We start from the raw sequence: 23,799 nt of genomic DNA, 5'->3' as shown, positions 1-23,799 counted from the left end.
TATTACATTAAATTTTATATTTTCATACATGAACATCAAGGCAGTCATTCTGGATCTGGATAACACACTGATGGATTTTGGACATTTGAAAGCCAACTCCATCCGGGGAGCCATTACAGGTATGATAGAAGCCGGGATGAACATCGACGAGGAAAAAGCTTTTAAAGAAATCATGGCAATCTATAAGGCAAAAGGCTGGGAATACCAGAAGGTGCTGGATGAGTTCATCGTAAGCCATGAGGGATTTCTGGATTATCAGTACCTCGCGGCAGGCATCACCCACTATCGGAAAGCCCGTGAAGCCCAGTTAAAACCCTATCCCACCGTTTTTTCAACCCTGATTTCTTTGATTAAAAGGGGGATAAAACTGGCAGTCGTCTCCGATGCTCCGGCCAGAGAGGCGTGGTTACGACTTTATCAGCTGAATCTTCACCGTCTTTTCGATGTCGTGGTGACCTTCGATGATACCGGCGTGACCAAACCATCACCCGATCCCTTCAGACTGGCTTTAAAAAAACTCGGACTTTCTCCACAGGATGTGATGATGGTAGGGGATTGGCCCGAACGGGATATGGCAGGTGCCCGGCAGATGGGAATCCGATCCATTTTTGCACGGTATGGTGACCTGTTTGACACCGTCCACTCTGGAGCCGATTATGAAATATGCCGTTTCGACGAAATCCTAAAAATTATCGAAAAAATTGAATCAGCCTATGATTGAAACAGGCATTGACATCGTTGATGTATCTCGTGTCCGGCAAGCTGTCACCCGACACGGAGATCATTTTCTAAGAAAAATATTCCATCCCGAAGAGATCTCCTATTGTGAAGCAAAAGCCCGAAAATATGAACATTATGCGGCACGTTTCGCCGCGAAAGAAGCCTGTAGGAAAGCACTTTTATCCCATGTATCATATCATCCCGCCTGGACGGACATGTATGTGGTAAATGACCCGGAAGGAAAACCGTTTTTACATTTAAATGAAAAGATCATGAAAGACCTGACCATCCGGTACATATCCGTCAGCCTGAGCCATACCCAATCTCTGGCAACCGCCATCGTTTTTCTTGAAATGGGAGAGGAATGATGAAATATCGTGTGGTCTCTTCTGAAGAAGCCGGACAGATAGACCGGTATACCATGGAAACCGAGGGCAAGGACGGAAAAATCCTGATGAAAAAAGCCGGAAGCTCTGTGGCTGATACCGTTTTTGAATTATGCCAAACACAACATATTGCCCGGTGCCAGATTTTTTGTGGAAAGGGGAACAACGGCGGAGATGGCGCCGTGGCGGCCCGGGAACTCCATCTGAAAGGCATTTCTGTGGATGTGTTCATGACGGCCAAGCCGGATGCCTACACGGGGGACGCTGCCTGGCACGTAAAAAAAATGCTCCAAACCGGCATTAAACCTCATGTCATAACTGATGCAAATAACCTGAAAGACTATTTAACTACAGATTCTGTCTGGGTGGATGCCCTCTTGGGAACAGGCCTCCGGAGTGCCGTACGGGGAATTACATTATCTTTTCTGAAAATCTTACACGATAAACACCGCAATCAACCGGTTGTCGCTGTAGATCTGCCTTCAGGACTGGACGGGACAAACGGGCACCCCCTTGGACCGGTACTGCAGGCAGATACAACCGTCACAATGGGCTTTTATAAAGCCGGATTATTCCTCCATGAGGGAAAATTCCTTAGCGGGGATATCCTTCTGACAGATCTTGGCTACTCTGAAAAAGCCATGGAATACGCAGATCCTACTTTTTTATGTACTGATACGGTCATTCGATCGATGATGCTTCCTGTCAGGGGAACCGATCATAAATACTCCCGGGGACAGGCTGTATGCATCGGCGGACATGGTGAAATGCCCGGCGCCATTACCCTGGCTGCCCTAAGTGCTCTCCGGGCCGGTGCAGGCATGGTCAGAGCTCTAATCCCTAAGGGAGTATCACAGGTCATTCACAACCAAGCGCCTGAAATTCTCTGTCATTCAGGCCAAAGAGAATATGTGTCTGTTGATGATCTGCCTCTATGGGAAACACTGAAAGCACGAACAAAGGCTGTCCTTATCGGTCCCGGGTTGGGACGGCACAAAGAGACAGAACATTTTGTCAGGAATATTTTGAAAGAACTGGATATCCCGGCCGTCCTGGATGCAGATGCCCTGAACAGCATTCATCTCAATGATTTAAGACTTACAGACGCTCCTTTGATTCTGACTCCTCATGCCGGAGAATTCCTCAGGTTAACTACCATCCCGGAAGAAACCCTTCAATCAGATCCAGTCAACACACTCCGGAATGCCGCTCAAAAATCAGGGAAAATTATTCACCTGAAAGGGTCCACCAGCATGAGTGCTTTCCCTGACGGAAAAATTTTCATCCATCCATACAATTCTCCCGGTATGGCAACAGCAGGTTCCGGAGATGTCCTGGGAGGTATTATCACGTCCCTGCTGGCCCAAGGCTTTTCACCGGAAGCTGCGACCCTTTGCGGAAGCCATTTTCACGGACTTGCAGGAATCAAAGCAGCACAAATGAATGGATGCCGGGGTATGATTGCCGGTGATTTAATCTACTCTTTACCCGAGGTCATGAAAGATTATGAGACTATTGAATAAAAAATATACACTTTTTGCTGTCCTCTACCTTAGTCTGATCTTTATTCAGTCTTCCATCCCTTCAGAAAAGATTCCGCGCATGGCCATTCTGAGCTTTGATAAAATCATTCATGCAGGCATCTATTTTATAGCAACGATTCTGATTTATCTAGCCATCAGGGAATACCGCCCTTTTGATACAGGAAAAATTGCCTGGCTGACCTTTTCCATCACGGTTCTTTACGCTCTGTCAGATGAAATACACCAATACTTTGTCCCGGGGCGCCATGCCAGTTTCTGGGATTTTGTAGCGGATACAGCCGGTGTCACGACAGGTCTCCTGATCGTACATGTCGTTCGTAAAAGGATTCTTGTCAGTCATCGCGAGGATCTCAAACACATGAACCATTCACGGGAGCTTTGATTATTCATGCTAAAGCAACTTCATGTGGAAAATTTTGCCATCGTTCGTGAAACAGAGATCTTCCCCGGTCCGGGTCTGACCATCATGACCGGAGAAACAGGCACGGGGAAATCCATAATCATCGATGCCCTGGGCCTGGTTTTGGGGGATAGGGCAAACCTCTCCATGATCCGGAAAGGGGCAGATATGGCCGTTGTGGAAGCTGTCTTTGTCCCACCTGTTCTCCAGGATGATTTGAAAGAGATTCTGACGACCAATGATTTACCAATAGATGATACGGAATGGATATTCCGGCGTGAAATTCACCGGAATGGTAAATCCAGAGCCTTTTTTAATGATCATTATGTTTCCCTTCAAATCCTGAGAGAATTGGCAGATGCCCTGGTAGAAATGCACGGACAGCATGAACATCAGAAAATTTTAAACAGCAACAGTCACATTGACTATCTGGATGCCTACGCCAAGAATCCAGAGTTGATCCGGGATTACACCCATGCCCTTATGGATTTGAAAGAAGCCGTCCGGCATGAAGAAAATCTAAAGAAAAATCAGGATCAGTTTCTGAAAGAACAGGAATTGAAATCGTTCCATTATCAGGAGTTAAAAAAAGTAAATCTCCATCCTGGAGAATTGGATGAGCTGGAAAACGAGTTAAAAATACTGGAAAACTCACAGGAGCTTGTGGATACCGCCCATCGCATAGCCGATACACTGTACGAAAGCGATGATTCGGTAATCTCTCTGCTCAGCTCTTTAAAACATGATCTGGAACATCTGCTCCGGATTGATTCCACCCCTGGGGAATATCTGAAGGAACTGGAATCGGCCATAATTTCACTGGAGGAAACAGGCCGGAGTATGGCAGAATACCGGGATCACATCCCCCATGATCCGGCACGATTGGAAGACATCAGGGACCGGGTAAATGTTCTGAATTTTCTGACACAGAAATACCGCAAAACATATAACGAATTGTACACTTATTATGAGCAACTGCAATCAGAGTTATCCGGTGACCAGGATTTTTCGGCAGAACTCCGGAAAGCACGGGATCGAACGGAAACGGCCCGTAATGCATTAATTGAAACCGGTGAACGTCTGCATCAAAAACGGCTTGAAACGGCCCGGGTTTTTACCGAAGCTGTGGAATCAAGACTCCATCGTCTCGGGATGGAACATGCTCATTTCAGGGTCCGCTTTTCCTTTCAGGAGGGGACATCTCCCCTTTCAGTATCATGGCATGAAAAAACAGTCCTACCCCAAGCACGGGGATTTGATCTTTTGGAATTTGAAATCATTACAAACCCCGGTGAAGATTTCCGTCCTCTGACTCAAACCGCTTCCGGAGGTGAAGCTTCACGGATTATGCTGGGCATTAAATCGGTCCTTGCCGATGCCGATTCCATTCCAACCTTGATCTTTGACGAAGCCGATGCAGGTGTTTCCGGACGGATTGCCCGAATTGTCGGTAAACAGATAGAAGAACTTTCCCGGTATCACCAGGTGATTTGCATTACTCACCTCCCACAGATTGCCTCTCTTGGGGAACGTCATGTGGTTGTGGAAAAAGAGGTTTCACAGGGGCGAACGGAAACCCGTATCCGTGATCTTCAGAATGAAGACCGGGTGCAGGAAATTGCCAAACTCCTGGGAGCAGGGAAAATCACCGCTGCAGCTCTGGAAAATGCCCGGGACCTTCTCAACAAATCACATCAAACGCCGAAAGAACTATGAACATTTACTTTTGTGGTGCCATCAGCGCCGGCAGAGAATTACTACCGGCATACCGGATGATCGTGAATACACTAAAAGAATACGGTACCGTTCTCACGGAACATGTTGCAGACCCCAATCTGACAGCAGGCGGTGAAAAAAGCCAGTCCAACCGGGACATTTTTATCCGGGACCTGGACTGGCTGAAAAAAGCGGATTGCCTGATTGCCGAAGTGACCACACCCTCCCTGGGGGTTGGATACGAAATTGCCGTCGGAGTCCGGCGAAATATTCCCGTCCATGCCTTTTTTCAGAAAAAAGATGCCCGCAGATTGAGTGCTCTTGTCAGTGGAAATCCCGGAGTAACTGTTCACACATACACTGAATTTGAAGAACTTATCCCACTTGTCCGGTCTGTCATGGAACGGAACTTCCCTAAAAACCAACCGTAAATCTCTTTATGAAACGATGTGTCCGTTTTTCAGCCATTCTGATTTTATGTTTGATCACATTGGAAGGGACAGCTGGTGAACCTTTACTCATCGGGCGTCTGAAATACGGTGGCGGCGGGGACTGGTATGCCAATCCCGGATCATTGGAAAACCTGGCTTCTTTCATCAATAAACAGACAGATCTTGTTGTACAGGAAACCCCTGTCACAGTGGATATAGATTCACCGGACCTGTTCAAGGTCCATTTTCTGCACATGACAGGACACGGGAATATCTTTTTAACGGACGAACAGGTCAGAAGACTTCGTTTTTACCTGGAAAACGGAGGATTTTTGCATGCTGATGACAATTATGGACTGGATGAATCCTTCCGACGGGAAATAAAAAAAGTTTTCCCGGACAAAGAGCTGGTGGAACTCCCCTTCTCCCACCCAATCTATCACCAGGTATTTGCATTTCCCAAAGGCCTTCCCAAGGTTCATGAACACGATGGAAAACCGCCGCAGGGATTTGGTATGTTTCATGAAGGACGCCTTGTAGTCTTTTACACCTATGAGTGCGACCTGGGCAACGGCTGGGAAGATGCCGAAGTCTATGGAGATCCGGAAGAAATTCGTACTGCCGCCCTGCAAATGGGAACAAATATTTATTATTATCATATCAATCCGGCCCATCCCTGATGCACTATCCCTTTGAAGAAATACTCCAAATTCTCCGTCGGCGACAGGCTGCAGACCGGCTTAAAAACCGCTTGTTCCGACTGTTGGTCTTAAACAGCCGTTATCTGTTAATCCTGCTGATAATGGAAAGTATCTGGTATCTGTCGTCCCCTTTCCGGTGGATCCTTTTGACACCTCTCCTGGCCAATGGCATCCTCCTGCTGTGGATCCGGGATTATTGGGTAGATCGGAATATCCACAAAAAGCCGGAAGAAAATACACGGCTGATGGAATCTTTGGGATATCAGTTCCCGGATGTCCGGGACCGCTTGATCAATGCCTGGCAACTGAGCAGGCACTCCGATCCTCTTTCCCGGATGGCGGTCCGAAAACTGTCTGAAATCCTGCCGGCTGAACGCCTGTTGCACCACCTGAAGCAAACCCAATCACAATCTCCCGGTTCTTCCCTCAGAATAAAAACATTTCTTTCACTGCTCATATTTCTGAGTCTTTCTTTCTTTTTGAAGGATGCTTTGATCCGTGTTTTTACCCCCAGCCGGACATATCCGGTTCCCTTCCCCTGGACATGGAGGATTGAACCGGGAAATGTAACTCTGCAAGAGGGGGATTCACTGGAAATCCACATTACACATACACTCCCCCGTCATTTTCCGAAACGGCTGACGATTCAAAAACCGGAAAAAACAGAAGCCCTCCTTCCCGAAACGATGAACGATACCCTCTCAACCCTGTTCATCCCCGATTTGAAATCCTCATTCACATACACACTGATTGTCCGCAGGCCACATCCCTTTATGCCATGGAAACAGAAATCCTCACAAACCTACACTGTGAATGTGATGAAACGCCCTGTTCTGGAATGGCTGGAATTTCAGGTCATACCGCCGGCATATACCGGACTGGAACAGGAAATATATACCGGAGGCACAGACCGGATTCATATCTTGCAGGGATCGCTATTAAACATCACTGGCCGTCTGTCGCGACCTCCGGAGGAGGTAACCGCATATCTTGGTGAACACTATGTCCAACTGGACACCCGGAATCATCACTTCCAGGGTACAATAAAACCTGACCAAAGCGGAACACTCATCGTCACGGCCATAGACACCCACGGCACTGCCATGGAAAATGATGTTCGTTATCACATATCCCTTTTTGAGGATGAAAAACCGGTCCTAAAGGTACTAACCCCGGAGAATGACATCCTTCTGAACGAAAACATGGACATCCCCTGGAATGTATTCATCAGCGATGATTTTGGCATTGCATCGTTTTCAATGGAAACCCGGGCGGTAAAATCCTTTCAGGTGGAGCCGGACACCGTATGGACCGAACATCCCCTCTCTTATGATCGGGACCAAAGGGTTCAAACAGCAAGCGGGGTGTGGCATATTCAAGAACGGCTTAGTCCGGGAGATGCCCTGGAATTCCGTTTTAAAGTCACGGACAATAATCATCTCACAGGTCCGGGCACCATCCGTTCCAACGTTTTTACAGCCCGCTTTCCTTCCCTGACAGAACTTTTCAGCCGCACAGGCCGGCAGCATGCGGACACACACGAGAACCTTCAGTCCCTGCAGGACCTTTCAGAGAGTCTCAGGGAAAAAGCAGAATCGCTTCGGAAAGATATCCTCAAAAAGGGTAAAGCGGACTGGTCCGAGCAGGAAGCCATGAAAAACCTGGTTGAGCAGCAGGACATGGTGAAAGAATCATTGAAATCCATCAAGGAAGCACTGGAAAAACAACTTGCTGAAATGTCCGAACAGTCCCTTTTTTCCGACGAAGTGCTGGATAATATGGCCTATATGCAGGAACTGGTGAAAGATCTGGAAAAAAGTGAGATCTTCAGGGAATTGCAGAAAATACAGGAAAGGCTTAAAAGTAATCCGGATGCCGAAGCAGTGGAACGTATGAGCCGGGATTTACAAAAGGAAGCCGAGACATTTTCCAAGGCCCTGGAAAGAACCATCCGTTTACTTGAAACATTGCGGGACATGGAAACCCTGGAAGAAGGGGAACGGATTCTGGAAGAAGCTCTCCGGAAACAGACAGATCTGATAAAAGAAGAGAAAAGCCGCACATCAGCAGAACTGGCGAAAACAGAACATGATCTGTCTGATATGGTACAAAATCTGCAACAGAATCTTAGTCAGTCATCAGGAAACGTCTCCGAAAGCCTTCAGGAAGAACTGGAGAATTTTTCAGCTCTTCTGGATTCTTCGGCATTGAGCCGGATCCTTCAGGAAGCCACTCAGGCCTTTGCGGAAAACCAGCGGCCTGAAGGAATGAACAAAGCTGGTGAATCCCGGCAAAAAATGGAAGAGTTGTTGAAACAATATCAAGCCATGGCATCCGGCATGAATCAGGCACGGAAAGAAGAGATTTTGCAGGATTTTCAGCAATTACTCCGCCGGTCTTTATTGATTTCAGAAAAACAGGAGCAAACACTTCCGGGAACCAAGACATTAAAAAACGATTCTCAGGCTTTACAGGGCAGGTTTTCGGAGCAGAATAGCATTCTGGAATCCTTGAATCATCTGGAAGCCGGATTGGAAAATATTGCGGGAAAAACTTTTTTCATGGGACCCCAGCCATTTCAGGAGCTGCAGGCAGCCCGCTCGTTATCTGCCGAAGCATTAAACCATCTTTTAGAAGGGCGGTTTCAACAGGCTGAACAGACCATGGAGCAAAATCTGGGGCAAATAAACGACTTAACGGGAACGATTCTTGGACTTATGGGACAGGCACAGAGCAGTGAAAGTGGTTCAGGCATGGAACAATTTATGGAACAATTACAGGCTTTGGCTGACATGCAGGGAGCCCTCAACCAGGATTCCCAGGGAATGCCTATGCCCGGACCGGGAAATGCATCCATGGATTTAATGAGCCAGCTGGCAGCCCGACAACAAGCCTTACGCCGTGAACTGGGCCGTTTACATCAGGCCATGGAACAGGCCGGGCAGGGAGACGGGCGAAACCTGGACCGCATTACACAGGAAATGGAAGACGTGATCCGGGATTTGCGGGAAGGACGTTATTCACGACGTACCATGCAGCGACAACAGGGTATTGAACAGCGACTCCTGGATGCCAGCCGGTCCATCCGGAAACGTGAACTCACCCGGGAGCGGGAAAGTCGTACTGGTGAGCAGGTTGTTCGAAGTGGACCGGATGAATTGCCTCAAAGCCTGGGAAATATTGAATCCCTCATTCGAAACATCCGGAAAAAGATGAGTCAGACAGAATTAAGTGCTGAAGAACGGGAAGAAATGGAGCGGTATTTGGAAAAACTGCGGGAAATTCTGGAATGAAAAGGTTGTATATAATTGTCCTGCTGATTGCTTGTGGCACTGCTTTATATGGGAACATGTCAACTCAGGAAGCAGACGCCTTATTCAAACGTGCCCGGTCTGCAGAATCAGCCGGAGATCTTACAAAAGCTCAGGCCTTATATGATTCGCTTTATACTGTTTATCCTCGAAATCCCCGCTATTTAAGCTATTATAAATCCGTCCTGATCCGCACCGGAAATCTGGAAAAAGCAGCAGAAGTCACCGAAACTTTATACCGGATGAACCCAGGCAACATCAACTATCTCGCCGAATGGGGTGTGCTTTTAATGGCAAATCACCGGCAAGAAGAAGCCTTCCGCCTTTGGGATCCTTACCTTCGCCCCAGGGGCCGGCAAAGCAGATTGCCCAGGTTGGCGATGATGTACCTAACCGCTTATAATAACGGGAGTGGACTTCCAGAGATGATTGCCTTTTTCAGGGAAAAGACCGATGAAGCGTTGCTTCAATCCCAAACCTATTTTTCCGATCTGATCAACAGGCAGATGTGGCAACCTGCCCTGGAGGAATTTCTATTACACCGGGAACTGTCTCCGTCAACCCTTCCCTTACTTATCCGGGAACTCAAATCATTAGCCGCTGAAGCACCTTTGTACGGCATGGTAATGGATACACTACAAAATCTTGCACAGTCAGTGGATGACTACCGGCTTATTGCTGATTTGGCGACTGCTTCGGAAAGGTACGACGCGGCAGTCCGGATTTTCCTGGATCATATCTCCCTCTTTAAAACTGATGAACTTTTACAGGCTGCCCGTCATTTATTCAATGTATCACAACATCAATTAAGTCTGACTTTGTTGAGGAATCTGGAACATACGATCAATGACGATTTGCAGAGGGAAAACTTGATTTTTTTAAAAGCACTCAACTATGACGCCCTATCCGATAAACCGGCTCAGTTTGGTCCGGAAATTATACCCCCGTACCACTCTGTATTTCTTGCCCTTCCGGTACGCCCGTCTTATACAATCCATAAAGCTTACATCGATAGTGCTTATGGATTGTACGAAAATTTATCTGACGCCCAAAATCCGGAAATACGCTACGAGAGCCGGCTCAGGCTTGCTCATATACATTTCTTTATTACGGGTGATTTGGATAAAGCGGCAGACCTGTTGGAAGAGATTCCTGCAAGCCTCCCTGTCCGTATCCGGAACAGAATGATAACAGAATATATCACCTGTAAAATTCTACAAAAGGATGAAGAGAGTGCCCGGCGAAAAATATGGGAAGCACCGGCATCCTATCGCCTGGATGCCACAGAGGAAGATCGATTCAGGTTGAATCTCCTCTTTGTGGATTTGGCATTTAACCGGCCGGATTCCCTGGAGAAACATGTAAACGAAGCCCTTGCCCTCATAAGCAGCCGTGATGAATACAGCAATGACATCCTGGCCTTGGCATCTTACCTGCAAATCGGAGCTGAAGAACCGGGTATGATTGAGCTCGAATCCCATATCCGGAAAAGAGAATGGATCCAGGCTATGGAAAAAGCCAGAGAGCTGATGGGACAAACCTCACCGGTTCGAAACCTGGCTGCGTTACGGCTTGAGCAGATTCTTTTTCAAACAGGCCGGATGGATGAACTGACACACTTCTGGGAATCGAACGGGGTTATCTTAAAAAAAGATCCTGTGATGGGCGATTATTTTACACTCCGCCAAGCCGCATATTTTAATTTTACAGAAAACCAGAATCTGGAAAAAAAATTACTGTTGGAATTTTTAAGTAACTGGCCTGAAAGTCCTTATACGAAAAGCATTCGGAGCTATCTCCGTCCTTAATCACGATTTGCAGGTCACCTGATGACTCAGGGGTTTACCTTCCGACAGTTCCCGAATATTGTTTAACGTGGTCCGGGCAATACTATCCAGTGCTTCACGTGTGAAAAAGCCCTGATGGGATGTGATGACCACATTGTTGAATGTCAGAAGCCGGGCAAGGATATCATCCGTGAGAATCATATCCGATTGATCCTCAAAAAAGAAATCCCGTTCTTCTTCATAAACATCCAATCCTGCATAACCTACTTTCCCCATTTTCAACCCCTTGATCAGTGCCCGGGTATCCACAAGTTTACCCCGGCCGGTATTAATGATCATCACACCATCCTGCATAAGGGCCAGGGTTTCTTCATTGATCAGGTATTCCGTTTCTTTTGTTAACGGGCAATGAAGGGAAACAATCTGTGATTCCTTGTAGAGAGTTTTCAGGTCGGTATATTCAAAACCGTATTCATCTGCAGCTTTGGGATCGGGGTAAGGGTCATAGGCGAGAACCCGCATTCCAAAGCCATTCAGGATTCCCCCTGTCAATATCCCGATTTTGCCTGTCCCGATAATCCCGGCGGTTTTTCCATACATATCAAAACCCATCAAACCATTGAGGGAAAAATTGTTTTCACGGGTCCGCTGGTAAGCCCGGTAAATCTTACGGTTCAGGGCCAGAATCAATGCGACGGTATGTTCGGCTATGGCATGGGGTGAATAGGCAGGCACCCGAACCACAGGAATTTTACATCGGGTGGCTTCCATATCTACATTATTGAAACCGGCACACCGCAGGGCAATCATTTGAATATCATATCCGATTAATTCACGAATGACTTCCTTGTTTACGGTATCGTTAACAAATACGCACACCACATCATATCCCCGGGCCAATGCCACACTATCCGGTGTAAGTTTGGTTTCAAAGTATTTGATTGTATAACCATACTCTCGGTTTAAAGCATCAAAGACATCCCGGTCATAGGGCTTTGCATCAAAAAAGGCAATTTTCATGGATTCCCTCCTTAGGTGTCATCAAATGAACCGAAAGGATACATCCCTCCTTGTCTATAGGTAATCAGCATCCTGTGGTTTATCAGGTGGCTCATCTGAAATTCCGCGGATAGATCCTTTGGTTTCAGTAAACAAATCAAGGCATGGTAAAATAAGCGTTTCTGAAACAGGTAACAAACTTTCCCTTTTTCCCCTTAACAGATATTTGTAGGTTGTGCGCTAAGAAAAGGGACCATAATATGCTAAAGCAAAAGAAAAAATATATTGATCTGACAACTGATTTTCTCACCATTCCAGAGCACTATGAAAGTCCGTTGGATCTGAAAAAAACCCAGGAAGCCATAGATCTTATCAGGGAGACATTCCGGCGGTCCCTGGCAGGAGCCTTGAATCTCAGCAGGGTATCTGCCCCCATCATGGTCTATGCCGATTCGGGGATTAATGATGATCTGAATGGCATCGAGCGCCCGGTTTCTTTTCCACTGGGTGCCACAGGGGAGACAGGTGAAATAGTCCAATCCCTGGCAAAATGGAAGAGAATGGCTCTGGCAGATTACGATTTCGAGCCGGGAGAAGGCCTGTATACGAACATGAATGCCGTCCGCCCGGATGAGCTGCCGGATAAATTCCATTCACTTTACGTGGATCAATGGGACTGGGAACGTATCATGAGGGATGATGAGAGGAACCATACGTTTTTAAACTCTATCGTTCAGAAAATTTACGCAGTGATCAGGGATACTGAAAAAATTGTCTGTGAACATTATCCCGAACTACCGGAGCCCTATTTACCGGAAAAAATCCATTTCATCACAGCTGAAGCCTTGCTACAGCGCTATCCTGACAAAGATCCCAAAGAAAGGGAAACGGCAATAGCAAAAGAATTCGGAGCCGTCTTTATCCGGGGAATCGGTGCTCCTTTGAGTAATGGTGTACCCCATGACGGACGGGCTGCAGATTATGACGACTGGTCCACAGAGGCTGAAGACGGTCATCCGGGATTAAACGGAGATATCATCATTTATAACCGGATTCTGGACACAGCCATGGAACTTTCGTCCATGGGTATCCGGGTCAATCCTGAAGCATTGATACGCCAGTTGAAACAAAAAAAAGAAATGCACAAGACAAAACTCTATTTTCATAAACGTTTATTGAATGGTGAACTTCCACAAACCATCGGTGGAGGCATTGGTCAGTCCCGCCTGTGCATGTTTTTCCTCCGAAAGGTTCATATCGGAGAAGTCCATTCATCGATTTGGCCGGATGAAATCCGGAAAATCTGTAAAGACCATAACATTCATCTATTGTGAGACATTATGACTAAAACAACCATGCTGCTGGCTTGTCCTGAATGCGGTGCAGAAAGTCCATACGACGTCTGGCAAAGCATCAATACAGCCGAAGATCCCCAAGCCCGTGAAGAGGTATTGCAGGGAAAAATCAATCTCTTTGAGTGTCCCAAATGCGGAACCCGTTCCATGATTCCCTCATCCCTTTTATATCATGATCCGGACCGAAGGATTATTGCCCAGTATTATCCCGCCGAGAGCATGAAGGAATCCAATTTCTTCGATCAGTTCGATCCTGAAGGACGCATTACCTTACCCATCCCTGAGAAACAGCGGGAAAATATGCCTGAATATTTGAATAATATTCATGTCACTTTCACCATGCAGGAACTGATTCTATACATTCGCTTTCGGGAAGAATTATTCATCAAGCAGCGGCAAAAAAGAGTAAAAGAATCTGAGCGTTAAAAATTTCTTTGCACTACATGCTCCAATGAATCAGGCTATGTCATAAAATTAAAGAATTCGATATAATTATTTATTCGAATATTTTTGAGTATCGCCCCCCACCCCGGGGGTAAGATACGCCGTTTAGAAAAAAACGTCAAGCTTATAGTATTATTAATATATTGTGATGTGTGTAATACCCATGATACAATTGCTATCATTTCATGTCTTTATTCATCCGTCTGTTCATGAGTCAACGCGAGCTCCTCGTCCAATTCTTTCTTCTTAAAACTCCTGAAAAGTTTTAAAAATCCATAACGAAGGGAAATGCTTCCATAGCCGGATGGGGCTTCCAGGGCATAATGATTGTCCGGATCAATTTCTTTCGGATTTATCCATTCCAGGGTCTTCTGGAACATATCAGTGACAGGCGTCATGGCTTTGGACAGCTTTTCCTTTGCTTTCCGTCTGAGTGTCCCAAAAATTTTATCACGGATATCTTTGGTAATATTTTTAGCAGAATCAAACACAAATTTCGGGTCCGGAGATAACTCTTTGTCAGAAGCTATCACCGTTTTTTTGCAATAATTTTCAGTAATGTAAGAAATCCGAGTCAACATCACGGCGTTAACATATCCATCAATAAGAGAAGCAGAAATTTTGTTGAATAAAGGAATTGCTTTCATGCCATCGGTGGCAAAACGGGAAAAGACTTCCTGTGTGGCATATTCTGCTGCTTCAGAGCCGCCGACGGCCATAGCCAGGTATATTTTTTTCAGAATGATCAAAAGATCTTTGTTGGATACCCGGCCATTATACAGGATAAAGATTTCCTTAATATGATTGATGGATGAGGAAAGAATCAGCAAAGCATCCAAAAAACCATTCTGGGCAATAGTGGTAGAATAAAAAAGTTGCGGGATATGTCTTTTGCGAAGCTGATCCACCCCTTTTTCCATTTCCCGGATCACCCGGTGATAACTCTCATGATCATTTTTCAGGGTGGATAGATCCACGCCGCTGCCCATCAAATACTTGTTTTTACGGAAACGATCCATCCGTTTGGCAATCAGACGGGGTTCCTGTCGAGGGTCATATACAGGACCGTAGGCAACAGGCATACTAAGGATGCGAAAGAGGGGAATCCCTGCAAAGTAAATGAAGAATGCAGCCGCCAGAACAATAAAACCCCAGGCTGCAAAAGGATGCACGGCATCCAGCATGGTATAAAGGTGTAGAAATTCCTTAAATATGATATAAAAGACAAATAGAGAAAGAAAAATGACCAGTCGTTTTATCAATTTCATGATACTCCCCATTCACCGGAAATTCCGGCTGACTATGATAACCATCGCAAGAATCTGTATATTACACTATCCATAGGGTGAAGTGTACATCTTTTTATGTGAAAAAATCAACTGATTCAATGCATATAATATTTGTCACTCTGAAGATTTTTACGGACATTCAATTCTCCTCGATTAATCGTTTATAAACTGTTAATTTCCGGCTGTATGACGAAAATATTGTATATCTCACCGGAAAATATTGTCGGTCTTCTCAGCACCTGGAAAAAGGCTCACGAATCAGCAGGGAACACTTGCCGTTATGTCACAATGTTTCATACCATACTGGATTTTCCGGAAGATATCTGTCTGAATCTTCCATTAATTACCAATCAGGTCTGGTATCTGAAAATCCGCAGAAAACTCCAGACCCGCTGGTACCGGCGGGATCCGGATATGGAAAGACCTGGAAATCCACCCTGGTGGACACCGGCCAATCACCTTGAAGCTTATTATTTCAGGCTTCGGGATCGTCTGTGGCAGGGACGGATTGAAAAGGCCATCCGTGATAACAGGCTTGAAGATTTTGATATTTACCATTTTGAATGGGGATTGGATCTCTACCGGGATTGCCGCTTTGCCGAGCGTTTGAAAAAAGCCGGGAAACACATTGTAACCCATTATCATGGTATTGATTTAAGAAACCGGGGAGTCCTCCCCAAAATGGATGAATTAAGCGATCTTGTTTTGACCAATGAACTGGATCTTCTACCCCGGTATCCCCGGATGAAATATCTTTTTTTACCCTATGACACGGAACAATTCCCTGCTAAAAAACATGTGAATACACCTCTCCGGATTCTCCACATGACCATGAACCGGTATTTCAAGGGAACAGAACGGATTATCGAAGTCTGCAAACAACTGGAAAAAGATTTCAAGGTGGAATTCATCCTTCTGGAAAGGGTCCCCCACAATCAGGCCATGGCCATAAAAGCCGGTTGTGATATCAATATTGATCAGATTTCCAATACAGGCGGATGGGGATACGGCATGAATTCCGTCGAATCTCTCAGTATGGGAATCTGCACCTGTACCAATATGCTGCCGGAGTATGAAGCCTTTGTTCCTGATCACCCTTTTGTACATATCGACAGTGAAAACCTGTACGACCAACTGGCAGAACTGATTCGTAATCCGGAAATAATCCAGAAAAAGGGTGCTGAAGGAAAAATTTGGGTTCGTAAAACACACGGGTTAAACAGCGTCAGGGAACAATTGTATCAATATTACCGGGAAGCCGGTTTTATCGGGGTTTAAGAATGCGTATTGCTTTCAATATGGTAAGTTTGCACACCGGCGGAGGAAACAGGATCGCCAAAAATCTGCTGCTGAGTCTGGAAAACCACCCTGAACATGAATATCTGATGATCATCCCGGTGGACAAAGGTTTTGATTATATCCTGGAAAGAAGTCGTCTACCCTTGACCGTAATCCGGAAGCCACATCGAAAAACATCGTTTCTTAGCCGACTTTGGTTTGACAATGTTCAGATTCCCCAATATATCCGGTCTTTCAAGGCGGATGTCCTCATCAGCCTGACCAACATCAGTACTTTTTTCCCACCGGTTCCCCACATCCTCCTCTTTCACCATCCTCACTTTGTTTATCCTGAATCGCTTTATTACCGCATGATCGGGAAGGTAGAAAAGTTTCGGAAAAAAATGGAAAAGATATGCTTTCGCCTGACCCTGAGAGGATCAACCATCACCGTGGTTCAAACACCTGTTTCTAAAGAAAGACTGATCACATACTACGCACCCGATATCAAACCTGAAGCAATTCGTGTCGTACCTCATTCAGCCATCCCCATCACACCGGAACCTGCACGCTCATTTAATTATTCCTATGATAAAAATATCTTTTACCTCTTCAGTCCAACCCGCTATTATCCACATAAAAACCTTGAATTACTTGAAAAAATCGCACAACAACTCATCAAAATGAATGTTTCAGGCATCAAATTCTTAATCACCCTTGATCCGACCCATGATATACGGGGTGCACGTTTTTTAAAAAAAATTTCACGACCGCCCGTATCCGATTACTTTGATAATCTTGGATTTATTCCCACAGAATGTCTGGAGGATATTTATCGCCACAGCCAGGCAGTGATTGTTCAGTCTCTTCTGGAAAGTCAGAGTTTTTCCTATCTGGAAGCTTTGCATTTTCATAAACCTATCCTGACGACGGACATGGATTTTGCCCATGTCGTTTGCGGATCCGCAGCCCGGTATTTTCCTCCGGAGCAACCGGAAGCATGGGCGGAAAGTATCGCTGAACTGAAAAAGGATCCTTTAAAACTGGAAAAGATGAAAAAGGATTCTGCCACCAGGGCGGAAGAATACCTGGTATCCTCCGAACAGGTTTGTCAGGCTTATCTAAAACTTGCTGAAGAGATACGGCTCCCGTTAAAAAATAATTAACAACAAACGAATATTTCAGATTCTCCACCGGTATTTTCAAAACCCCGATAGAAATAATTATATCATTTTCCCACTAACCTTATTCCCAGGAAAATAAAAAAGAGGGCGATTGATCGCCCTCTTTACAACTCACTACTCTTAACTCTTAACTCACAACTCTATCAATACATTCCTCCGCCCATGCCGCCTGGCATCTGGGGAGGTGTATCTTCTTTTTCTTCTTTTTTATCCACGACAACTGCTTCGGTTGTCAGCAGGAGTCCGGCGATGGAGGCAGCATTCTGAACGGCAGTCCGTGCCACCTTTGCAGGATCCACGATACCGAATTTATACATGGAACCATAGCGTTCGTCACGGGCATCAAAGCCGTAGTCATCTTTGTGTTCGAGAACCTCTTTAACCACAATGGCCGGCTCAAGTCCAGCATTTTTCACGATCTGACGGATAGGATATGCCAGTGCCCGGCGGACAATATCCACACCAACCTTCTCATCAGGACGGTCTGTTTTAATATCATCCAGTGCTTTAGCAGCACGAAGCAGGGCCACACCACCACCGGGAACGATACCTTCTTCAGCGGCGGCGCGTGTTGCATGGAGAGCATCTTCCACCAATGCTTTCTTTTCCTTCATTTCCACTTCGGTGGCTGCACCGATATTCAGCACTGCCACACCACCGGAAAGTTTCGCCAGGCGTTCCTGAAGCTTTTCACGGTCGTAATCGGATGTGGTTTTTTCAATCTGGGTCCGGATTTCATTGATACGGGCCTGGATATTTTCATGTTTACCGGCACCTTCCACGATGGTTGTGTTGTCTTTATCAATGGTGATTCGCTTTGCACGGCCCAGATATTCCAGTGTGGCATTTTCCAGTTTATAGCCTTGTTCTTCAGAAATCACCGTTCCGTTTGTCAAAACCGCAATGTCTTCCAGCATGGCTTTACGGCGATCCCCAAAGCCGGGTGCTTTAACGGCAGCCACTTTCAGGGTTCCGCGGAGTTTGTTCACAACCAGGGTTGCCAGTGCTTCCCCTTCCACATCTTCGGCGATGATCAGGAGAGGACGACCAGCCTGAGACGTTTTCTCCAGAATGGGGAGAAAGTCTTTCATGGCTGAAATCTTTTTATCGTGGATCAGGATGTAGGCATCTTCCAGAACTGCCTCCATGCTTTCGGAATCGGTGACAAAGTAGGGAGAAATATAACCACGGTCAAACTGCATACCTTCCACCAGGTCCACAGATGTCAGGGCACTCTTTGCTTCTTCAACGGTGATCACACCATCCGTACCCACTTTACTCATGGCTTCGGCAATAATATCACCGATGGGTTTTTCAATTATCTCTTCCTTGTCTGCCGTTTCCTTCAGCATACGCACACGGTTATTATTGGCGGAAATGGTTCCAACCTGGGCAATCTTTTCGAAGGAATCATCCACCTTCTGGCTCATTTTTTCCAGCTCTTCCACAACTTTGGCCGCTGCCAGGTCAATACCCCGTTTCAATTCCATGGGATTGGCTCCGGCCGTGACATTCTTCAGCCCTTCGCTGATAATAGCCTGAGCCAGAACTGTCGCCGTTGTAGTTCCGTCACCTGCCACATCAGATGTTTTGGAAGCCACTTCCTTAACCATCTGAGCGCCCATATTTTCAATGTTGTCTTCCAGCTCAATTTCTTTGGCGACGGATACACCATCTTTGGTAACCGTTGGCGCACCAAAACTTTTCTGAAGTACAACGTTCCGGCCTTTGGGTCCCAGCGTGACTTTCACAGCATCGGCTAAAATATCTACACCGGCTTTTAACTTTGCCCGTGCCTCAACATCGTACTCGATAATTTTTGACATCTACTCATTCCTCCTCATTTTTGATTCGTAATTTTTCTTTTCCGAATGATTAGTGCTTCACTCTTTTTTTTGTTACATTTGGTTTTGACAGACCGACTTTCTTCTATTTTTCCCATTTTTTTAGCACTCTCATCATTCGAGTGCTAATTTTACGAAAATAAGCCAAAAAGTTTCAAGCTTTTTCCTGAAATTTCCCTGATAGAGATTAAAAATATCCGTAAGTTTCTTTTTGCACACGTTTCAGTGTCTAAAAAAATGAATACAGAGGAGTTTTCCCATGATCAGACAACAGATGAACAAGCCGGCACTTATTTATAAAGAAGAGACAATTTTATATCCGGAGCTTCTGGGACGGGTCGGAGCCGTTTCACAGCGCCTTGCAACACGGCATCCGGAAAAGGTTGTGATTTTCATGGAAAACCGTCCGGAGTGGGTCTATGGATTCTATGCCGCCTGGATGCACGGAAGCATTGCCGTCCCTGTGGATTATCTGTCCACCGCTGATGAGGTCCGGTACATTCTTGAGGATTGTGAACCGGAAGTTCTTTTTTACAGCAATGAAACCCGGGATACGGTCCAAAAGGCAGTAAAGGGGCTAAAAAACAGTCCGGAGCTTATCCACGCAGAGGACATGGGGAAGGAAACTATGCCAGAGATTCAGGCATTTCCGGAACCGGAGAAAGATAAAGTGGCCATGTTGATTTACACATCAGGTACCACGGGATCTCCAAAGGGTGTGATGCTGACCTTTGATAATGTCCTGGCCAATATTGAAAGTGTTGCCGTAGGTGTCCCCATTTATAAAGAAGAGGAATCCATCCTCGTTCTGCTACCCCTTCATCACACCTTTCCCCTTATGGGAACCCTGATTGCCCCTCTTTATTCAGGCATGACCTGTGTTTTTAGTCCCTCCTTAAACAGCGAGGATATTCTGGAAACCCTGCAACAAAACCGGGTCACCATGATCCTGGGGGTCCCCCGTTTCTATTCCCTGTTGCATAAAGGTATCATGGCCAAAATCAACAGCAGCGGTGTAGCAAAAAAGATCTTTGCTCTGGCAAAAAAGGTCCAATCTCCCCGTCTCTCCAAAAAACTTTTCAAAAAAGTTCACGAGCGTTTTGGTGGAAACATCAGGTATCTCATAAGTGGTGGAGCTGCCCTGGATAAGACCATTGATGAAGATTTCCGGACCCTGGGTTTTGAAATTTTGAGTGGTTACGGAATGACGGAATGTGGCCCTCTCATCAGTTTTCCCCATCCCGGGAAATCCAAACCGGGAACGACAGGTTTTGTGACCAGCACCCTGGAATTAAAGATCACGGATAACAGTGAGATCATAGTGCGTGGCCGGAATGTGATGAAAGGATACTATAAGAATCCGGAAGCCACGGCGGCAGTTATCCGTGACGGTTGGTTGCACACCGGCGATATGGGGCATGTGGATAAAAAAGGGTATTTGCATATTACCGGCAGGCTGAAAGAGATCATTGTTCTGCCCAATGGGAAAAACATCAACCCTGAAGATATCGAAAAAAAGATATTGGAGGTATCCGATCTGATCAAGGATGTAGGTGTTTTCATGGCGGATGACAAGCTGCAGGCCGTGATATACCCTGATTTTCAGCGCTTGAAGGATGTCAACGCCGTTAACATTGAAGAGCAGATCCGCTGGGAAGCCATTGACCTATATAACAGGAATGCTTCCCCGTCCAAGCGGATCAGCGGCTTCACCATCATTCAGGAAGAAATCCCCCGCACCCGTCTGGGAAAAATCAAACGCTTTGTCCTGGAGTCCATGGCCAAAGCCCGGAAAACTTTGGAAAAAAAACCAACAGACCAGGAACCTGATTTTCACGAATACCAGCTTATCAAAGAGTTTTTGATGCAACAGAAAGAGCGACGGGACATTTACCCCGGAGACCATCTGGAACTGGATTTGGGAATGGATTCGCTGGACAAGGTCAGTATGCAGGCCTGGATAAAAAACACATTTGGAGTGGATCTTCAGGAAGATCATCTGATTCACCTTCCTACCGTACAACAACTTTCGGATTACATCCGGGAAAAGCGGACCCGGATAAACGCCCGGGCAACGGACTGGGGACATATCCTAAAGGAAAAAGTGGATTTAACCCTTCCCAAAACCGGCCCCACTCATGGAATGATCCGGAATTCAGCAAACCTGCTTTTTAAATTTTATTTTCACCTTCATTCCTCTGGGATTGAAAATCTGCCCGAATCCCCTTTTATTCTGGCACCCAATCATCAGAGTTTTCTGGATGGGATGTTTGTCAGTGTTTTTCTCTCCGGCAATATTTCCCGTAAAACCTATTTTTATGCCACAGAAAAGCATGTTCGAAAGAATTGGGTCAAGAAACTGGCAGATACAAACAATGTCATTGTGGTGGATATCAACAAGGATCTAAAGGGATCAATTCAGAAAATGGCCGAAGTTATCCGTCAGGGAAATAATATCATCATCTTTCCTGAAGGAGCCCGAACACGGGATGGAAAATTGATGGAATTCAAGAAAACTTTTGCCATTCTTGCCTGTGAAATGGGAGTACCGGTCGTTCCTGTGGCCATCAGTGGAGCCTATGAGGCCTTTCCCACCGGCACGAAAATTCCAAAATTATTCAAAGAAATCCATGTGGATTTTCTCCCACCGGTCTATCCGGAAAAGTATGGATATGATGAACTGACTCAAACGGTGAAAGAAAAAATTGCCGAAGCAATAAAATTCTGACAAAATAATTTGAATTGAATTTTCCGATTAATCCAGGTGGGTCATGTCTGATGTCAGTGTTTTAAATAAAAGAATCCTGACAGACAGAATGGTCGCAGTCAGCAACAAAATAATCCGCAATATGGTATTTTGTACTACCCAAAAAGCCGAATAGGTAATCGTTGCCCAAATGAGAATGATGGAAATCGCTTTGGCACGAATACTGATGGCACGATGCTGCATATAATTCCGGAGATATGGACCAAACACCCGATGATGCATCAACCACAGGTACAGGCGGCGCGAACTCCTGAGAAAACAGGCAGCTGCCAACAAAAGAAAGGGAGTTGTAGGCAGGAGAGGCAAAACCACTCCCAGAAATCCCAGGCCTACTGCCACCAAACCACAGGTGACGAGGAGTATTTTACGGATATCCCATGATGCCATCTTATTCTCCATTTACAACGGGTAAAATTACAGTGTCGACACGGTATATGGCAACCTCGGATATCAGAATACAGAAGTATCTTCGCTAACATTTTTATAAGTATTTTTTTAATATATTAAAGTATTGATTTTGTCAATCTGAAAACCTATATTTAAGGTCAGATAATAACGCAACATAATACATTTCACGCTCATGACAAGACAAAATATGATGATGTCTCCGTTTACCCACCGGTTACATGATGATTGTATCTTATTTATAAAAAAGGAGTATCCATGGATGAATTAATCATTGGGACTCGGGGTGACCGTTTATCCATCTGGCAGGCGAATCACATCAAGCAGTTGTTAAAGGATCATTATCCGGACATGAATATCCGGATGAAGATCATCAAGACCCGTGGAGATCAATTAAGTGAATATCCTTTATCCAATCTTGATCGCCGGGGGTTGTTTACAGCCGAGCTTGAGCAGCAGCTATTGAATGATCAGATTCAGATGGCGGTACACAATGCACTAAACATTGATATTTCCCTGGCACCGGGGCTTACCCTGGCGGGTTATCCCAAACGTCAGTCCGCCGAAGAGGCTTTTGTCAGCTACAAATGGGCTGAATTGGAAGAGCTTCCCCCCTCCCCGGTTATAGCCACAAGCAATATCCTCCGGCGTATCCAATTTCATAAAAAATATCCCAAAACCCGTTTTGTGGGGTTGCAGGGACACTTTAATTCCCGGATTTTCAAATTAAAAAACCAGAAATGGGACGGATTGATTACGGAGTATGTGAATGTTGAGCGAACATCCGTTCAGAAGGTTCATGTAATTTCATTTGATGTGGAATCCTTCGTTCCTTCAATCGGCCAGGGAGCCATTGGTATTGAGATTTCCAGCTATAACGACGAAATTCGTGAATTGCTTGAACCGATCCTTGATGAAGAGACCAATACCTGTGTAAGTCTGGAGCGAAAAATTTACCGGGATTTATTCCGCTTGAATGACCGGCTGATTATCGGAGCCAATGTCCGCATGGAAGATAAAAACATGAAAATTGTGGTTTTTGTGGCTTCCCCCGAAGGCAAAGCTTCTGTGAAAAAAACAAAACAAGGAAAACCTGAAGAAGCAGATAAATTGATCACCGCTCTGGTGGATACATTTAAAACGGAAAATGTTGCAGACTGGTGAATCAATTAACATATTCAAGTACAAAGAAAAAGGGCTTCACATGAAGCCCTTTTTCTTTGTCATGACTTGTGTAA

19 protein-coding genes are annotated in these 23,799 nt (G+C 45.6%); 15 read left to right on the top strand and 4 right to left on the bottom strand.

Annotated elements, in window-relative coordinates; genetic code table 11:
* The first annotated feature begins 28 nt into the window (after positions 1–28).
* The 9 genes from strainIA91_RS03420 to strainIA91_RS03380 are packed head-to-tail and all read left to right on the top strand — an operon-like array spanning position 29 to position 11,017.
* Complete coding sequence (locus strainIA91_RS03420; protein WP_400167706.1) at positions 29–721, top strand: HAD family hydrolase; 693 nt, start codon at positions 29–31, stop codon at positions 719–721.
* The gene (gene acpS / locus strainIA91_RS03415; RefSeq protein ID WP_400167705.1) at positions 714–1,088 is read left to right on the top strand and encodes a holo-ACP synthase; all 375 of its coding nucleotides are present in this window, start codon (positions 714–716) and stop codon (positions 1,086–1,088) included. Before strainIA91_RS03420 ends, acpS begins: the two co-directional genes overlap by 8 nt.
* Positions 1,085–2,629 carry an NAD(P)H-hydrate dehydratase gene (locus strainIA91_RS03410; protein ID WP_400167704.1) on the top strand — a complete coding sequence of 515 codons (1,545 nt, stop codon included), beginning with the start codon at positions 1,085–1,087 and terminating at the stop codon, positions 2,627–2,629. The genes acpS and strainIA91_RS03410 overlap by 4 nt, the downstream gene beginning before the upstream one ends.
* Positions 2,622–3,032: a VanZ family protein gene (locus strainIA91_RS03405; RefSeq protein ID WP_400167703.1), complete on the top strand. Its 411-nt coding sequence runs from the start codon at positions 2,622–2,624 to the stop codon at positions 3,030–3,032. The genes strainIA91_RS03410 and strainIA91_RS03405 overlap by 8 nt, the downstream gene beginning before the upstream one ends.
* A gap of 6 nt (positions 3,033–3,038) precedes the next feature.
* Positions 3,039–4,766, top strand: a complete 1,728-nt coding sequence (gene recN, locus strainIA91_RS03400; RefSeq protein ID WP_400167702.1) for a DNA repair protein RecN — start codon at positions 3,039–3,041, stop codon at positions 4,764–4,766.
* Positions 4,763–5,197 carry a nucleoside 2-deoxyribosyltransferase gene (locus strainIA91_RS03395; protein ID WP_400167701.1) on the top strand — a complete coding sequence of 145 codons (435 nt, stop codon included), beginning with the start codon at positions 4,763–4,765 and terminating at the stop codon, positions 5,195–5,197. The genes recN and strainIA91_RS03395 overlap by 4 nt, the downstream gene beginning before the upstream one ends.
* 8 nt (positions 5,198–5,205) lie before the next feature.
* On the top strand, positions 5,206–5,877 hold the full coding sequence (locus strainIA91_RS03390) for a DUF4159 domain-containing protein (RefSeq protein WP_400167700.1): 672 nt from the start codon (positions 5,206–5,208) through the stop codon (positions 5,875–5,877).
* Positions 5,877–9,191, top strand: a complete 3,315-nt coding sequence (locus strainIA91_RS03385; protein ID WP_400167699.1) for a hypothetical protein — start codon at positions 5,877–5,879, stop codon at positions 9,189–9,191. Before strainIA91_RS03390 ends, strainIA91_RS03385 begins: the two co-directional genes overlap by 1 nt.
* Positions 9,188–11,017 (top strand): tetratricopeptide repeat protein, encoded by a 1,830-nt coding sequence (locus strainIA91_RS03380; protein WP_400167698.1) that lies wholly within the window; start codon positions 9,188–9,190, stop codon positions 11,015–11,017. Before strainIA91_RS03385 ends, strainIA91_RS03380 begins: the two co-directional genes overlap by 4 nt.
* On the opposite strand, the gene strainIA91_RS03375 is transcribed toward strainIA91_RS03380, so the two are convergent.
* Entirely contained in the window at positions 11,018–12,016 is a 999-nt protein-coding gene (locus strainIA91_RS03375) for a 2-hydroxyacid dehydrogenase (protein WP_400167697.1), read from the bottom strand.
* Positions 12,017–12,255: 239 nt separating this feature from the next.
* Here strainIA91_RS03375 and asnA point away from each other — a divergent pair, with 239 nt between their 5' ends.
* Complete coding sequence (asnA, locus tag strainIA91_RS03370; RefSeq protein WP_400167696.1) at positions 12,256–13,329, top strand: aspartate--ammonia ligase; 1,074 nt, start codon at positions 12,256–12,258, stop codon at positions 13,327–13,329.
* A gap of 6 nt (positions 13,330–13,335) precedes the next feature.
* Positions 13,336–13,776, top strand: a complete 441-nt coding sequence (locus strainIA91_RS03365; RefSeq protein WP_400167695.1) for a CpXC domain-containing protein — start codon at positions 13,336–13,338, stop codon at positions 13,774–13,776.
* Positions 13,777–13,985: 209 nt separating this feature from the next.
* Here the strand turns inward: strainIA91_RS03365 and strainIA91_RS03360 are convergent, their stop codons facing one another.
* Complete coding sequence (locus strainIA91_RS03360; RefSeq protein WP_400167694.1) at positions 13,986–15,062, bottom strand: hypothetical protein; 1,077 nt, start codon at positions 15,060–15,062, stop codon at positions 13,986–13,988.
* A 207-nt stretch (positions 15,063–15,269) separates the two neighbouring features.
* Between strainIA91_RS03360 and strainIA91_RS03355 the strand changes: the two genes are divergently transcribed.
* On the top strand, positions 15,270–16,361 hold the full coding sequence (locus strainIA91_RS03355) for a hypothetical protein (RefSeq protein ID WP_400167693.1): 1,092 nt from the start codon (positions 15,270–15,272) through the stop codon (positions 16,359–16,361).
* A 20-nt stretch (positions 16,362–16,381) separates the two neighbouring features.
* Positions 16,382–17,527 (top strand): glycosyltransferase, encoded by a 1,146-nt coding sequence (locus strainIA91_RS03350; protein ID WP_400167692.1) that lies wholly within the window; start codon positions 16,382–16,384, stop codon positions 17,525–17,527.
* Positions 17,528–17,688: 161 nt separating this feature from the next.
* On the opposite strand, the gene groL is transcribed toward strainIA91_RS03350, so the two are convergent.
* Positions 17,689–19,371 (bottom strand): chaperonin GroEL, encoded by a 1,683-nt coding sequence (gene groL / locus strainIA91_RS03345; protein ID WP_400167691.1) that lies wholly within the window; start codon positions 19,369–19,371, stop codon positions 17,689–17,691.
* Positions 19,372–19,648: 277 nt separating this feature from the next.
* On the opposite strand from groL, the gene strainIA91_RS03340 reads away from it, so the two are divergent.
* Positions 19,649–22,117 (top strand): AMP-binding protein, encoded by a 2,469-nt coding sequence (locus tag strainIA91_RS03340; protein WP_400167690.1) that lies wholly within the window; start codon positions 19,649–19,651, stop codon positions 22,115–22,117.
* A gap of 27 nt (positions 22,118–22,144) precedes the next feature.
* On the opposite strand, the gene strainIA91_RS03335 is transcribed toward strainIA91_RS03340, so the two are convergent.
* Positions 22,145–22,543, bottom strand: a complete 399-nt coding sequence (locus strainIA91_RS03335; RefSeq protein WP_400167689.1) for a YbaN family protein — start codon at positions 22,541–22,543, stop codon at positions 22,145–22,147.
* A gap of 276 nt (positions 22,544–22,819) precedes the next feature.
* Here strainIA91_RS03335 and hemC point away from each other — a divergent pair, with 276 nt between their 5' ends.
* Positions 22,820–23,725 carry a hydroxymethylbilane synthase gene (gene hemC, locus strainIA91_RS03330; protein ID WP_400167688.1) on the top strand — a complete coding sequence of 302 codons (906 nt, stop codon included), beginning with the start codon at positions 22,820–22,822 and terminating at the stop codon, positions 23,723–23,725.
* The last annotated feature ends 74 nt before the right edge of the window (positions 23,726–23,799 follow it).

This window comes from Candidatus Neomarinimicrobiota bacterium (genome assembly GCA_041154365.1).
In the GTDB taxonomy this organism is placed as follows: Bacteria; Fidelibacterota; Fidelibacteria; order Fidelibacterales; family Fidelibacteraceae; genus Fidelibacter; species Fidelibacter multiformis.
The sequence above is the reverse complement of the archived record's forward strand: the minus strand, read 5'-3'. Positions and strand labels throughout refer to the sequence as shown.